This window comes from Mesorhizobium sp. M2E.F.Ca.ET.209.01.1.1, from assembly GCF_004010375.2.
Lineage (GTDB): Bacteria > Pseudomonadota > Alphaproteobacteria > Rhizobiales > Rhizobiaceae > Mesorhizobium.
This window is the reverse complement of sequence record NZ_SADP02000005.1, coordinates 316,612-328,725: the sequence shown is the minus strand read 5'-3', so window position 1 is coordinate 328,725 and position 12,114 is coordinate 316,612. Positions and strand designations below refer to the sequence as shown.

The following is a 12,114-nucleotide window of genomic DNA, read 5'->3' as shown; positions in this document are numbered from 1 at the left end:
ATGGCTACCTTTTCGCAGAAGCCTGCGGATGTGGTGAAGAAGTGGGTGCTGATCGACGCCGAAGGTCTCGTCGTCGGTCGTCTGGCCACTGTCATCGCCAACCATCTGCGCGGCAAGCACAAGCCCACCTTCACCCCGCATGTCGATGATGGCGACAATGTCATCGTCATCAATGCCGACAAGGTGGTGTTCACCGGCAAGAAGTACACCGACAAGGTCTACTACTGGCACACCGGCCATCCCGGCGGCATCAAGGAGCGCACCGCGCGCCAGCTGCTCGAGGGCCGTTTCCCGGAGCGCGTCGTCGAGAAGGCCGTCGAACGCATGATCCCGCGCGGCCCGCTTGGCCGTCGCCAGATGAAGAATCTGCGCGTCTATGCAGGCGCCGAGCATCCGCACACCGCCCAGCAGCCCGTCACGCTCGACGTGGCCAAGCTGAACTCCAAGAACAAGAGGGCTTCGTAATGGCTGAGCTTTCCTCGCTCGCAGAACTCGGCACCGTCGCCGCGCAGCCGGCCGCGCCCGTGCATGTCCAGAAGCTCGACAAGTCGGGCCGCGCCTATGCCACCGGCAAGCGCAAGAACGCCATCGCGCGTGTCTGGGTGAAGCCGGGCTCCGGCAAGATCACTGTCAACGACAAGGAATTCGCGACCTATTTCGCGCGTCCGGTGCTGCAGATGATCCTCAACCAGCCGATCGTCGCGGCCAACCGCGCCGGCCAGTACGACATCGTCGCCACCGTCATCGGCGGCGGCCTCTCCGGCCAGGCCGGTGCGGTGCGTCACGGCATCTCCAAGGCGCTGACCTACTATGAGCCGGGCCTGCGCTCGGTGCTCAAGAAGGGCGGCTTCCTGACCCGCGACAGCCGCGTGGTCGAGCGCAAGAAGTACGGCAAGGCGAAGGCCCGCCGCAGCTTCCAGTTCTCGAAGCGCTAAGCGCTTCGAAATCCAAGCTTTCGAAAAGGCCGCCTCCGGGTGGCCTTTTTGTTTTCCGCTACCAGTGTCCGGCCGGCGTTTTGACGTAGTCGATGAAGGCGCGCAGCGGCGCGGGCACCAGACGGCGCCCGGGATAGTAGAGAAACGGACCCGAAAAGCTCTGCCACCACGGCTCAAGCACGGGTTCCAGCGTGCCGCTCTCGAAATGCGGGCGTACCCAGTCCTCGAACAGCCAGAGAATGCCGACGCCGGCGATCGCCGCATCGATGGCGAGATCGACGCCCCCGCCGATGCTGACGAGCAATGGTCCCGTGGTGTCGACCCGCACCACCTCACCATCCCGCTCGAACTCCCACGGCATCATGACCCCGCTCGGGAAGCGGCCGCGCACGCAGGCATGGCCAAGCAGGTCGCGCGGGTGCTGCGGCCGGCCGTGCCGGTCAAGATAGGCCGGCGCGGCTGACGTGGTGAAACGCTGCGTGCGCGGTCCGATCGGCACGGCGATCATGTCCTGCTCTAGCCGCTCGTCATAGCGGATGCCGGCATCGCAGCCTGCCACCAGCAGATCGACGAAGTTCTCCTCCGCGATCACTTCCAGGCGAATGGCCGGATAGGCGGCGAGAAATCCCGGAACGATTTTTGGCAGGACCAGCCGTGAGGCGCTGATCGGCACATTAAGGCGCAAGGTCCCGGCTGGCCGGTCGCGAAAGCCGTTCACGACGTCGAGCGCGGCCTCCACCTCACCCAGCGCGGGGCCAAGACGCGCCAGCAGGCCGGCGCCTGCCTCGGTCAGGGCGACACTGCGCGTGGTGCGGTTGAAGAGCCTGACACCGAGCTGGGTTTCCAGACGGCGAATGGCTTCGCTGAGCACGGACGCGCTGCCTGCCGTGACGCGAGCCGCTTCGCGAAAGCCACCCGCGCGCGCGACGGCCATAAATGCCTGGAGATCGTTAAGGTCAGCTGCCATTGTTCTTATTTCCGCACAGGTCGTGCCAGTTATACCCGGTTATCGGGACAGCGGCCATGCCCTATCTCCGTGGTCGACAGCGAAGGAGACCACGATGTCCAGCGTAAACAAATCCGGTACCTATAACCTCGGCGACCGCTCGGTCCACCGCCTCGGCTACGGCGCCATGCAGCTTGCGGGTAGAGGCGTGTTCGGCCCGCCGAAAGATCATGACGCGGCGATTGCGGTGCTGCGCGAAGCGGTGGCGCAAGGCGTGAACCATATCGACACCAGCGATTATTACGGGCCCTATGTCACCAACAAGCTGATCCGCGAGGCGCTGGCGCCCTACCCCGACGACCTCACCATCGTCACCAAGATCGGCGCCCGTCGAGGTGTAGACGCCTCCTGGTTGCCGGCCTTCACAGCCGATGAGCTCGAACAGGCCGTGCACGACAATCTTCGCAATCTCGGTCTTGAGGTGATGGACGTCGTCAATCTGCGCATCATGTTCGGGGTGCATGGTCCGGCCGAGGGTTCCATCGAGGCGCAGGTCACCAAGCTTGCCGAATTGCAGCGCAAAGGCCTCGTGCGCCATATCGGCCTGAGCAACGTTACCCGCGCGCAGATCGCGGAAGGCCGGAAGATCTGCGACATCGTCTGCGTGCAGAACCAGTACAATCTGGCGCACCGCGACGACGACGCGCTGATCGACGAGCTGGCGCGCGACGGCATCGCCTATGTGCCGTTCTTCCCGCTCGGCGGGTTCAGCCCGCTGCAGTCGTCGACGCTCTCGGGCGTCGCGGAACGGCTCGGCGCCACGCCAATGCAGGTAGCGCTGGCATGGCTGCTGCAGCGGTCGCCCAACATCCTCTTGATCCCGGGCACGTCGTCGGTCGGGCATTTGCGCGAGAATCTGGCGGCCGCGGAACTGGAGCTATCGGCGGATGTGCTGCGCGAGTTGGATGGCGTGGCGAAAGCGGCGTAGGTCGGCGCAGCACCCCGCCCGCGCCTGCGGCGCGACCTCCCCATCAAGGGGAGGTAGGGCGCCGCGCTTTATGCTCGAACGCCGGTTTTGCATTCAGGATGCCGCAGGCATGCAGCGACGGCAGTTTGGCACGACGTTCTACCTCCCCTCGATGGGGAGGTCGGCGCGAAGCGCCGGGCGGGGTGAAGCGCCGGCTCTAATTAATACTCGCCGTACGCGCCGGCTCGGCTTGCTTGATGTCCGTTGTGTACGGCACGCGATAACCATTCGCCGCCAGCCACTCGATCGCCGCTTTCGGCTCGTCGGTCTGGACGATCGTCGCGCCGCGGTCGACCCAGAAACCCCAGGCTTCGCGCGGCAGGCCGGCGGCGACGGCGAGTTCATCCCCGCGGCCGCCGGCAAGGAAGCCGCCTGGCTTGTGGACGATGGCGTAGGTGTCGGCCCAAAGGTGCCAGTCGCCGCGGGCCGCTTCCGCCCGCATATGGTTGCTGAACAGCGGCCCGCCCGTCGGCGTCAGCGTTTCCGCGCCGTTGCGCCAATTGATCAGCTCGATGGCATGAGGCGCGAACGCCTTGTCGACCTCGGCGGCGAAGACGGCGTCATGCACGGCGTCGTCGGCCAAGATCGGCATGAACTGGAAGCCACCGCCAGCCTTGGCGAGCGCAGCGCTCGCGGCATCGATGCGCTGCCGGTTCCAGAGGTTCTCCTTGACGATCACCTGATCGGCCATGCCGAGATCGCGCGCCTCCGCGATCATGCCCGGCAGGTCGGTCACCTCCAGCTTGTTGTCGAGGTTGATCAGGATCCTGTCCCTGGTCGCCAGCAGCATCTCGCGCAGCGTCGACACCGTCTCGTTGGTGACGGCGCCCGTGCCCTCGATAACCAGCCGGCACGTCTTCAGCTCGGCAAGCGTATAGTTCACCAACTCGCCTCTGCAGGTGGTCGTGCGGTCGAGCCAGCTGTCATGCATGATGACGAACGTGCCGTCCTTAGCGCGCCTGACGTCGACCTCGACGATCTCAGCGCCGATGGCGATCGAACCCTCGACGGCGGCCAACGAATTCTTGGCGTAGAGCGTCTTGCCGGCCTGCATGCTACCGGCGCGGTGCGCGGCAATCATCACATGGTCGCGCCACTGATTGGCATGTTCGAAACGGTCGAGTATTTGAGCGGCGCGCGTCTCGCCGGCTAAACTTTGATTAGGAATTGCACCAAGCGCGGCGGAGAGAAAAAGGCTCAACCAGAGTGTTCGCATCGGGGAATCGCTCCGTTCCGGGTCGGGACCCGGTTAGGCGATGCCCATGACAGGGCGGTGAACGAAGCCGGCTATCCGTCTTGCGCCAAGGCTCGTCAAATCCGTTTGGAAAGACGGCGGAACCAGGCAAGCGCGGGCATTTCAACGAAGCGCCAGGTGAACCACGACGCGACGATGATAGCGATCAACATCGCGATCAAAGCCGCGAAGCCAATCCATGGCGAACCGGCGCCGAAGCCGGTCGCGTGGTCGCCGCGCAGCATCAGGTCGCCAACGATGCCGAGCCCGAGCCTGCGCTCGATGAGGCCGCCTGCATTGATCATGCGCGCCTGGACGAAGATGTGGACCATGTAGATCGAATAGGAGAGCGAGCCGAGCAGCAGCATCGGCCGGCTGCGCAAAGCCACGCTGACCCACCCGCCCTCATGGGCGAAAAGATAAAGCGCCAGCGCGAAGACGACCGGCGCCGCAATGCCGATGTCGCTCGTGCCGGCAAAGGAGACGAACAGCGCGATCCCCACAATCATCGCGAGTTCGGCCAGCGTCCAGGCGAGACGCCCTGCCCCGTTGCTGAGCGCCTGTCGCGCCTCTGCAATGGAATCGTGCTGAAACCAGGCAAGCAACGCACCGAGCGAGAAGCCGCAAAGGCAACGGATGAAGCCGAAATCGAAAGACACGTCCATATGACGCGTCGATACCGCGAGCAGCAAAAGCGGCGCCGTCACGGCGGCGGCGACGAACCATATCCAGGCGCGCTGGCCGGCGGCGAAGACCACGCCGGCAAAGATGAGATAGGTGAAGAACTCGGCCGAAATGCTCCAGCTCGGCGCATTCCAGCTCAGGTGATCCTCAACCCCCATACCCTGCAGAAGGAAGAGGTTGGCGACGAGGCTCTTCAGGTCGAAGCCGGCGGTGAAGGGTGCCGGACCAGTTCCGTGCAGGGCCGGCAAGACGAGCTGCAGCGCCTCGAAGCCGGCGAAAGCGGCAAGCATCAGGAGATGCAGCGGATAGATGCGGCCGAAACGCACCAGCGCGAAGCGGGCAAGATCATCCTGCTCGTTCAGCCGGCTGCCATAGGCGCTGGCGATGACGAAGCCGGAGAGTACGAAGAAGAAATCGACGAACAGATAGGAGCCGCCGACAAAGGCGCTTTGCGAAATCATCGACGTGGTCGGGAAGTGGAACAACGCGACCAGCAGCGCGCAGATGCCGCGCCAGGAATCCAGCACCAGGAAGCGCTCGCCGGCGGCCGTGCCGACACGGGTCGCCGCTGGCGCGGGCGCAAGGTTGAGCAGAGCCGTCTCAGCCATAATGATACAGATCCTGTGTTGCCGTGGCACTCGCCGAGCGCCGCTTCCTTTCCGCAAAGCTGTGACTGGCATGTTGCGTGCCGGTTCTGTAGTGGTGGCTGCCCCGATGCAAACCGAGGACCCGTAATGGCGAACAAAGAGATCGACCACGCCTTCACCGCCCGCTTCAAGACGGGCGCGTCGCTCGAGCCGACCTATGCCGGCGCGCTGTCGTTCATGCGGCGCAAATACACGAAGGACGTGAAGGGCGCGGACGCCGTGGTGTGGGGCATTCCCTTCGACGCCGCCGTTACCAACCGGCCTGGCGCCCGCTTCGGGCCGCAGGCAATCCGCCGCGCCTCGGCGATCCTCGACAACGACCCGCAATACCCGTTCTCGCGCGACCTGTTCGAGCACCTCTCGGTGGTCGACTATGGCGATTGCCTGCTGGACAGCGGCAACCACCAGAAGACGCCGGGCACCATCGAGCGCGAGGCGGCCAAGATCCTGAAATCAGGCGCGTTCCTGTTGACGCTCGGCGGCGACCATTTCGTCACCTGGCCGGTGCTCAAGGCGCATGCCGCGATCCATGGGCCGCTGGCGCTGGTGCAGTTCGACGCGCATCAGGACACCTGGCCCGATGACGGCAAGCGCATCGACCACGGCTCCTTCGTTGCCCGCGCGGTGAATGAAGGCATCATCGATCCGGACCGCTCGATCCAGATCGGCATCCGCACCCATGCGCCCGATACGTTCGGCATCAAGATCCTCTACGGCCACGAGGTCGAGGAGATGCGTGCCTCCGACATCGCCTATGCGATCGTCGAGCGCACCGGCGGAAAGAAGACCTACCTCACTTTTGACATCGACTGCCTCGATCCGGCCTTCGCGCCAGGCACCGGCACGCCTGTCGCAGGCGGCCCTTCCTCGGCAAAGATGCTGTCGACGCTGCGCCAGCTCGGCCAGGTGGATGTCGTCGGCGCCGACATCGTCGAGGTTGCGCCGGCCTATGATCATGCCGATATAACGGCGATCGCCGGATCGATCATCGCCATGCACTATCTCGGCCTGTTGGCGGAACGAAAGGCACGGGCAGAAGAGTTGAACAACGGCAATCATGCCGCGATAAATTATGCTCACGGCATATGACATTGGAATCGCAGGGAATTTGGCAAGCGATGAAACCGAAAATCTTCATTGACGGCGAACACGGCACGACGGGCCTGCAGATCAGGGCGCTGCTTGCCGACCGCGGCGACCTGGAGATCATCTCCATCCCGACCGAGCGCCGCAAGGAGACCGCAGCCCGCGCCGAATTCCTCAACGCGGCCGATGTCACGATCCTTTGCCTGCCGGATGCGGCGGCAAAGGAAAGCGTGTCGCTGATCACGAACGACACCACCAAGGTGATCGACGCCTCGACCGCGCATCGCGTCGCCGAGGGCTGGGAATACGGCTTCGCCGAAATGGACAAGGACCAGGCGAAGAAGATCGCCAGCGCGAAGCGCATCGCCAATCCGGGCTGCTGGCCGCAAGGGCCGATCGCGACGCTTCGTCCGCTGGTCTCCGCCGGCCTGTTGCCGGCCGACTTTCCGGTCACCGTCAACGGCATCTCCGGTTATTCCGGCGGCGGCCGGCCGATGATCGAGGACTATGTCGGCAAGGGCGAGGACGCGCCCGAGTTCCTGCCCTACGGGCTGACGCTGCAGCACAAGCATGTGCCGGAGCTCCGCACCTATGCGAAGCTGTCGCACGACCCGATCATGCAGCCGGCGGTGGGCAATTTCGCGCAGGGCATGATCACCGTGGTGCCGCTGCAGCTTGGCGGTCTCGACCGCGTGCCGTCCGGCGCCGAGCTTCACGCGGCGATCGCCGACCATTATGCGTCGATCGACGGCGGCGTGGTCGAGGTGGCGCCATACACCCATATGGAGCGCATCCCGGAGATCGATCCGGAAATCTACAACGGCACCAACCGGATGAAGGTCTACGTCTTCGCCAATGACGAGCGGGCGCAGGCGCTGCTGATGGCTGTCTACGACAATCTCGGCAAGGGCGCGTCGGGCGCCGCCGTGCAGAATCTCGACCTGATGCTCGGCATCAAGCACTGAGCGGCAATGCAGGCGTTTCCAGAGCGCTGGGCCGTTCGAAGGTTTCGCTCGCTATGCTGATCGCCGGCCGTCAGCTTCTGACACTTATCTGCGTCGGCAGCGGATAAGCGCCCTTGCTGCCGCGCCAATGCGCGGTGGCAAAGCCGAGCAGGACCAGCGCGATCGCCTGATGCGTCAGAGCCATGTGCAGCGGCACCTGCATCAGCAGCGTGCCGATGCCGACCGAGGCCTGGACGACCACCAGCGCGAACAGAAGCGTGGCGCGGCGGGCATGGGTGGTGCCGGGCTGACGACGCCAGGTGGCGATCATATGCCAGAGCGCCATGACAAAGACCGTATAGGCGCCCAGCCGGTGGACGAACTGCACCGTCTTCGGATTTTCAAAGAAGTTCAGCCAGGCGGGCTTCAGGAGAAGCAGATCGGAGGGGATCACCTTTCCGTCCATAAGTGGCCATGTGTTGTAGGTAAGGCCGGCGTGAAGGCCGGCGACCAATCCGCCGAGATAGATCTGGATCAGCGTCAAGAACACGATGAAGCCGGCGAGCCGCTGCGTCGAACGATCTGCGGCGGGCTCGGAATGCGGCGCGAGACCTCGCGCGACCGCCATGGTGGCGGTGAAGATCAGCGCGGCAAGCGTCAGGTGTGTCGCCAGCCGGTATTGACTGACCGAGACCCGGTCGACCAGGCCCGAAGCCACCATCCACCAACCGATGGCGCCTTGCAGTCCGCCGAGCGCCAGGATGCCGAGGAGCTTCAGCCCAAGGCCGCGCTCGATGCGGCGCGTTGCCCAGAAGAACAGCAGCGGCAAGGCAAAGACCACGCCGACGCTGCGCGCCAGGATGCGGTGCGCCCACTCCCACCAGAAGATGGACTTGAAGTCCTCGAGGCTCATGCCCTTGTTGATCTCGGTATATTGCGGGATCTGCTGGTAGCGCTGGAACTCTTCCTGCCATTCGGCGTCGTTGAGCGGCGGGATGACGCCATGTATCGGCTGCCACTGAGTGATTGACAGCCCCGAGCCGGTGAGACGCGTGGAACCGCCCACCAGCACCAGCGCGAACAGCACAAGCACCACGACGTAGAGCCAGCCGCGCACCAGGGCGCGGTTATGCAGATCTCGGTCGCGTGCGGCATAGGGGGCCGTGGCGGTGATGGCAGCCATGAGCGTATTCCAACGATTGAAAACGGCGGATTGGTGGACCATGGCCGCCCGGCTGACAAGACTGGACAGCGCGGCACGCCGTCGCGCCGGGCCGCGGCGGTTGCGCGCGCATGTCATTCAGCCTAAGCGAGACGGGTCAACGGGACCGCGACATGCCCATTCGCCTGAAAAAGCTGATCGGAACCATATTGTTGGTGGCGCTGGTCATCATCTACGCGCTGATCGCGTCGGCCGTCGCGGTCACCAGGCTCGCCGAGTATGGGCCTACCGCGCATCTCCTGTTCTTCCTGCTCAGCGGCTTTCTCTGGGTCCTGCCGGCCATGGCCATCATCAAATGGCTGATCATCGAGCCGCGGCCGAAGGGGTGAGCCGCGCCGACGCCGGCAGCTCGGCTCGTCTAGATGGTCACCACCATCTTGCCGGCATTGGCAAGCGGCGTGGTGATGCCGGACAGCATCGTGCGGATATGGGCGACGCTCTGATAGCGACCGTTGACGGAGATGCGCGGCAAAGCATGCAGGAAACCGGCATGCTCGGCCCTTAGCACACCGTGCCGCGTGGTCACCGCCGAGGCATAGCCCGCGTCGCGTGCAAAGCCCACTTCGCGGCAGCCGACGGCGCTGGCATAGCCATAGGGGTAAGCCAGATGACGCGGCTCCTCGCCGAGCTTTTCCTTGAGGATACGGCGGACGTCGCCGATCTCATGGCGCGCATCGGCTTCGGACAGCCGCTTCAAATTGCGATGATTGACCGTGTGCGCGCCAATGGTCACCAACGGGTGCACGGCCATGCTGCGAAGCTCATCCCAGCTCATCAGGGTGCCTGGGCGGCCTGTGCCCAATTCGTGGCCGCTCGAACGGGCCAGTTCCCGCAGCGCCGCACCCTGCTCTTCCTCGGGTACTTCCACGGTCAGCCATGCGTTCAGCCGCTCGACGGCCTGGATCTTCCTGCCTGATGTCGAGCAATCGATCACCGTCGGCTTGCCCGCCATCGTCAGCGTCAGGCGCGAACTGGTGTCGACGATGTCCTCGATCACATCCCACCAGAGATCGACGGCGCCGTCGATCAAGCCGGGAGCGACGTAGATGGTGATCGGCGCGCCGTGCTTCTCGAGCACCGGCAGCGCCTCCGTCATGTTGTCGCGATAGGCGTCATCGGCGGTGATCGTGGCGAACTGGCCACCCTTGCCACCAGCCTTGATCCGCTCGATCGCTTCATCAAGGGAAACAAAGGCATAACCCTTTCCCTTCATGTCAGCGATAAGCCTGTCAAGAAAAGCGGGAGCAATGTTCAGATGCCGATTGACGCTGTTCGGCCTCTCCGGTGTCGCGGTGACGCGGTGCAGCATCAGGATGGCGCCGATGCCGCCGACAAAGGGTCGCGCCAGGGGCGCCAAGCCGGAGTAGCGGGCAAGGTTCAACGCCAGTTTCCGGATTGCCTCGCCCCCGTCGATCATTCCTTCACCTTTTGCGCCTAGGCTCATCCATGCACGACTTGCGCCTATGCGAACCCCAGGTTGCAACCAATACGTCTTAAGGATTGAGGGATGGTTGACGCCGCCGCGTCATTTGACGGCAACCGGGTCGCTGCCAATGAGGTTTCCACGCGACCGATGAAGGCCGATCAGGGCCGGTGGACCACTACCGCACGCGATGGCGCCGGCCTTGCCGATTATATTCAATTCTGCGCCTCGGCGTTGTTCGCGCCGGCGCAAAGCGCGTCCTGGGCGAACAACTGGGCAACCGCGACGGGCGCCGACATGGTTGTCGCGACGCTTGTCTGCGACGGCCGCCCGGCGCTTTCGCTGGCGCTGGATGTCATTAGGCACGGTCCCTTCAAGCTTGCCCGTTTCGCCGGCGGTCGGCACGCCAACGGCAATTTCGCGGCAGCCGATCCGCGCTTTCTGCCCGCCATCGACGCTCCGGCGATCCGCTCGATGTTCAAGGCGATCGCCAGGGTGCGCCCGGACATCGACCTGATCTCACTGGAAAGGCTGTTGCCGGATCTCGATGGCGTCGCCAATCCACTGGCCGTGCTGCCCGGCTTCCCAAGTCCGAACATCGCGCTCGCGGTCGATCTCGACGGCGGGTTCGACGCGCTGCTGTCGCGCGCGAGCGGCAAGCGCAAGCGCAAGAAGCACCGCTCGCAGACGCGCAAGTTCGAGGCCGTCGGCGCATTCCGAAGGATCGAAGCCCGCACCCGCGAGGAGGTCGACAGGCTGCTCGACGCCTTCCTCGAGATGAAGGAAGCGCGTTTCGCCAAGATGGGCATCGCCAATGTCTTCGGCGACAGGCAGGTGCGCGACTTTTTCCGGGCGCTGTTTATCGATGCGCTGACCGAGGAAAAGCCATCCTTCCTGCTGCACGGCCTTGACGTGGCGGGAAAGCTGCGCGCGGTGACGGGCTCCAGCCGCTCGGGCAAGCGGCTGATCTGCGAGTTTGGCGCCATCGCCGAGGACGATCTCGCCTTCACCAGCCCTGGCGACTTCCTGTTCTTCGACAACATCCAGGAAGCCTGTGAGCTTGGTTTCGGCGTGTACGACTTCTCGGTCGGCGACGAGCCTTACAAGCGGCTCTGGTGCGATATCGAAGTCCAGCATTTCGAGGTGCTCGCGCCACTGACGCTGAAGGGCCACGCGTTGGCCGCGGCGATGCGGCAAGGCGCGCGGGCGAAGGCCTTCATCAAGAACAACCCGACGGCCTGGAAGCTGACCAAGATGCTGCGCCGCAAGACTGCCGGACAGGCAGCACCTGCCGCGGCCGAGGACGACAGCTAGCCCTGGCAAGATCGCTGACTAAGCCGCCTGAACGATCTCGACCAATTCAACGTCGAACACCAGGTCCTTTCCGGCCAACGGATGATTGCCGTCGAGCTTGACGCTGGCGTCGTCGACGCCGATGACCGTCACTTGCATGGGACGTCCTTCGCGGGAGCGGGCCTGCAATCGGGTGCCAACATCGACGTTGATGTTTGCCGGCACGGCGGCGCGGTCGACGGTTACCACCGCCTCGGGGCGATGAGGGCCATAGGCGGCGTCAGCAGGAACGGTGACAGTGCTTTTCGTGCCGACCTCCATGCCCTCGACATGGGTTTCGAGGCCAGGAATTACCTGTCCTTCACCGAGTGTGAACTGCAGCGGTTCACTGCCTGAAGAATCGAATTGGGTGCCGTCCACCAGACGCCCAGTGTAGTTGATGCGTACGGTGTCGCCGTTCTTGGCCTGTGTCATAACAGCCATCCTTTGGGAATTTGGGGGCCGGCCTATGGATCACGGTCCCGCTCACGATCATCCACGCACAAAAATGCGCAGCGCGAAACATCCAAACTAGGTGGCTTGCCGCCGATGTAAAGTGCAGGAGCCGCAGAGAAATGCTCCGATCCTAACGATTGTCATGCCCCTCAGCTGAGCTGCGACCCATTCGTCGCGG

The 12,114-nt window shown here is 64.2% G+C and carries 13 protein-coding genes; 7 read left to right on the top strand and 6 right to left on the bottom strand.

The window, feature by feature from the left end:
- Together rplM and rpsI are read left to right on the top strand one after the other, a co-directional pair.
- Positions 1-465 carry a 50S ribosomal protein L13 gene (rplM, locus tag EN852_RS13000; protein ID WP_040983169.1) on the top strand — a complete coding sequence of 155 codons (465 nt, stop codon included), beginning with the start codon at positions 1-3 and terminating at the stop codon, positions 463-465.
- Positions 465-935 (top strand): 30S ribosomal protein S9, encoded by a 471-nt coding sequence (rpsI, locus tag EN852_RS12995; protein WP_040999876.1) that lies wholly within the window; start codon positions 465-467, stop codon positions 933-935. Before rplM ends, rpsI begins: the two co-directional genes overlap by 1 nt.
- A 58-nt stretch (positions 936-993) precedes the next feature.
- On the opposite strand, the gene EN852_RS12990 is transcribed toward rpsI, so the two are convergent.
- Positions 994-1,902: a LysR family transcriptional regulator gene (locus EN852_RS12990; protein ID WP_127873766.1), complete on the bottom strand. Its 909-nt coding sequence runs from the start codon at positions 1,900-1,902 to the stop codon at positions 994-996.
- Between the two features lie 94 nt (positions 1,903-1,996).
- Between EN852_RS12990 and EN852_RS12985 the strand changes: the two genes are divergently transcribed.
- On the top strand, positions 1,997-2,869 hold the full coding sequence (locus EN852_RS12985) for an aldo/keto reductase family oxidoreductase (RefSeq protein WP_127873767.1): 873 nt from the start codon (positions 1,997-1,999) through the stop codon (positions 2,867-2,869).
- Between the two features lie 196 nt (positions 2,870-3,065).
- Here EN852_RS12985 and EN852_RS12980 read toward each other — a convergent pair whose 3' ends face one another.
- Positions 3,066-4,124, bottom strand: coding sequence for a glycerophosphodiester phosphodiesterase family protein (locus EN852_RS12980; protein WP_127873768.1), 1,059 nt, complete (start codon positions 4,122-4,124; stop codon positions 3,066-3,068).
- A gap of 95 nt (positions 4,125-4,219) precedes the next feature.
- Positions 4,220-5,434 carry an acyltransferase gene (locus EN852_RS12975; RefSeq protein ID WP_127873769.1) on the bottom strand — a complete coding sequence of 405 codons (1,215 nt, stop codon included), beginning with the start codon at positions 5,432-5,434 and terminating at the stop codon, positions 4,220-4,222.
- Between the two features lie 126 nt (positions 5,435-5,560).
- Between EN852_RS12975 and speB the strand changes: the two genes are divergently transcribed.
- Positions 5,561-6,562 (top strand): agmatinase, encoded by a 1,002-nt coding sequence (speB, locus tag EN852_RS12970; protein ID WP_127873770.1) that lies wholly within the window; start codon positions 5,561-5,563, stop codon positions 6,560-6,562.
- A 29-nt stretch (positions 6,563-6,591) separates the two neighbouring features.
- Positions 6,592-7,524 (top strand): N-acetyl-gamma-glutamyl-phosphate reductase, encoded by a 933-nt coding sequence (gene argC, locus EN852_RS12965; protein ID WP_127873771.1) that lies wholly within the window; start codon positions 6,592-6,594, stop codon positions 7,522-7,524.
- A gap of 70 nt (positions 7,525-7,594) precedes the next feature.
- On the opposite strand, the gene EN852_RS12960 is transcribed toward argC, so the two are convergent.
- A complete protein-coding gene (locus EN852_RS12960) occupies positions 7,595-8,686 on the bottom strand; it encodes a COX15/CtaA family protein (protein WP_127873772.1) in 1,092 nt (363 codons plus the stop codon).
- Between the two features lie 152 nt (positions 8,687-8,838).
- Between EN852_RS12960 and EN852_RS12955 the strand changes: the two genes are divergently transcribed.
- Positions 8,839-9,054 (top strand): DUF2842 domain-containing protein, encoded by a 216-nt coding sequence (locus EN852_RS12955; protein ID WP_042643947.1) that lies wholly within the window; start codon positions 8,839-8,841, stop codon positions 9,052-9,054.
- A gap of 29 nt (positions 9,055-9,083) precedes the next feature.
- On the opposite strand, the gene EN852_RS12950 is transcribed toward EN852_RS12955, so the two are convergent.
- Positions 9,084-10,142 carry a polysaccharide deacetylase family protein gene (locus EN852_RS12950; RefSeq protein ID WP_127873773.1) on the bottom strand — a complete coding sequence of 353 codons (1,059 nt, stop codon included), beginning with the start codon at positions 10,140-10,142 and terminating at the stop codon, positions 9,084-9,086.
- A 90-nt stretch (positions 10,143-10,232) separates the two neighbouring features.
- Here EN852_RS12950 and EN852_RS12945 point away from each other — a divergent pair, with 90 nt between their 5' ends.
- Entirely contained in the window at positions 10,233-11,462 is a 1,230-nt protein-coding gene (locus EN852_RS12945; RefSeq protein ID WP_127873774.1) for a GNAT family N-acetyltransferase, read from the top strand.
- An 18-nt stretch (positions 11,463-11,480) separates the two neighbouring features.
- Here EN852_RS12945 and EN852_RS12940 read toward each other — a convergent pair whose 3' ends face one another.
- Positions 11,481-11,915, bottom strand: a complete 435-nt coding sequence (locus EN852_RS12940; RefSeq protein WP_127873775.1) for a peptidylprolyl isomerase — start codon at positions 11,913-11,915, stop codon at positions 11,481-11,483.
- Positions 11,916-12,114 lie beyond the last annotated feature (199 nt).

What these genes read in the sequence shown, in the direction of transcription:
- rplM (WP_040983169.1), top strand. Translation starts at nt 1, where the DNA reads ATGGCTACCTTTTCGCAGAAGCCTGCGGATGTGGTGAAGAAGTGGGTG.
- rpsI (WP_040999876.1), top strand. Translation starts at nt 465, where the DNA reads ATGGCTGAGCTTTCCTCGCTCGCAGAACTCGGCACCGTCGCCGCGCAG.
- EN852_RS12990 (WP_127873766.1), bottom strand. Translation starts at nt 1,902, where the DNA reads ATGGCAGCTGACCTTAACGATCTCCAGGCATTTATGGCCGTCGCGCGC.
- EN852_RS12985 (WP_127873767.1), top strand. Translation starts at nt 1,997, where the DNA reads ATGTCCAGCGTAAACAAATCCGGTACCTATAACCTCGGCGACCGCTCG.
- EN852_RS12980 (WP_127873768.1), bottom strand. Translation starts at nt 4,124, where the DNA reads ATGCGAACACTCTGGTTGAGCCTTTTTCTCTCCGCCGCGCTTGGTGCA.
- EN852_RS12975 (WP_127873769.1), bottom strand. Translation starts at nt 5,434, where the DNA reads ATGGCTGAGACGGCTCTGCTCAACCTTGCGCCCGCGCCAGCGGCGACC.
- speB (WP_127873770.1), top strand. Translation starts at nt 5,561, where the DNA reads ATGGCGAACAAAGAGATCGACCACGCCTTCACCGCCCGCTTCAAGACG.
- argC (WP_127873771.1), top strand. Translation starts at nt 6,592, where the DNA reads ATGAAACCGAAAATCTTCATTGACGGCGAACACGGCACGACGGGCCTG.
- EN852_RS12960 (WP_127873772.1), bottom strand. Translation starts at nt 8,686, where the DNA reads ATGGCTGCCATCACCGCCACGGCCCCCTATGCCGCACGCGACCGAGAT.
- EN852_RS12955 (WP_042643947.1), top strand. Translation starts at nt 8,839, where the DNA reads ATGCCCATTCGCCTGAAAAAGCTGATCGGAACCATATTGTTGGTGGCG.
- EN852_RS12950 (WP_127873773.1), bottom strand. Translation starts at nt 10,142, where the DNA reads ATGATCGACGGGGGCGAGGCAATCCGGAAACTGGCGTTGAACCTTGCC.
- EN852_RS12945 (WP_127873774.1), top strand. Translation starts at nt 10,233, where the DNA reads ATGGTTGACGCCGCCGCGTCATTTGACGGCAACCGGGTCGCTGCCAAT.
- EN852_RS12940 (WP_127873775.1), bottom strand. Translation starts at nt 11,915, where the DNA reads ATGACACAGGCCAAGAACGGCGACACCGTACGCATCAACTACACTGGG.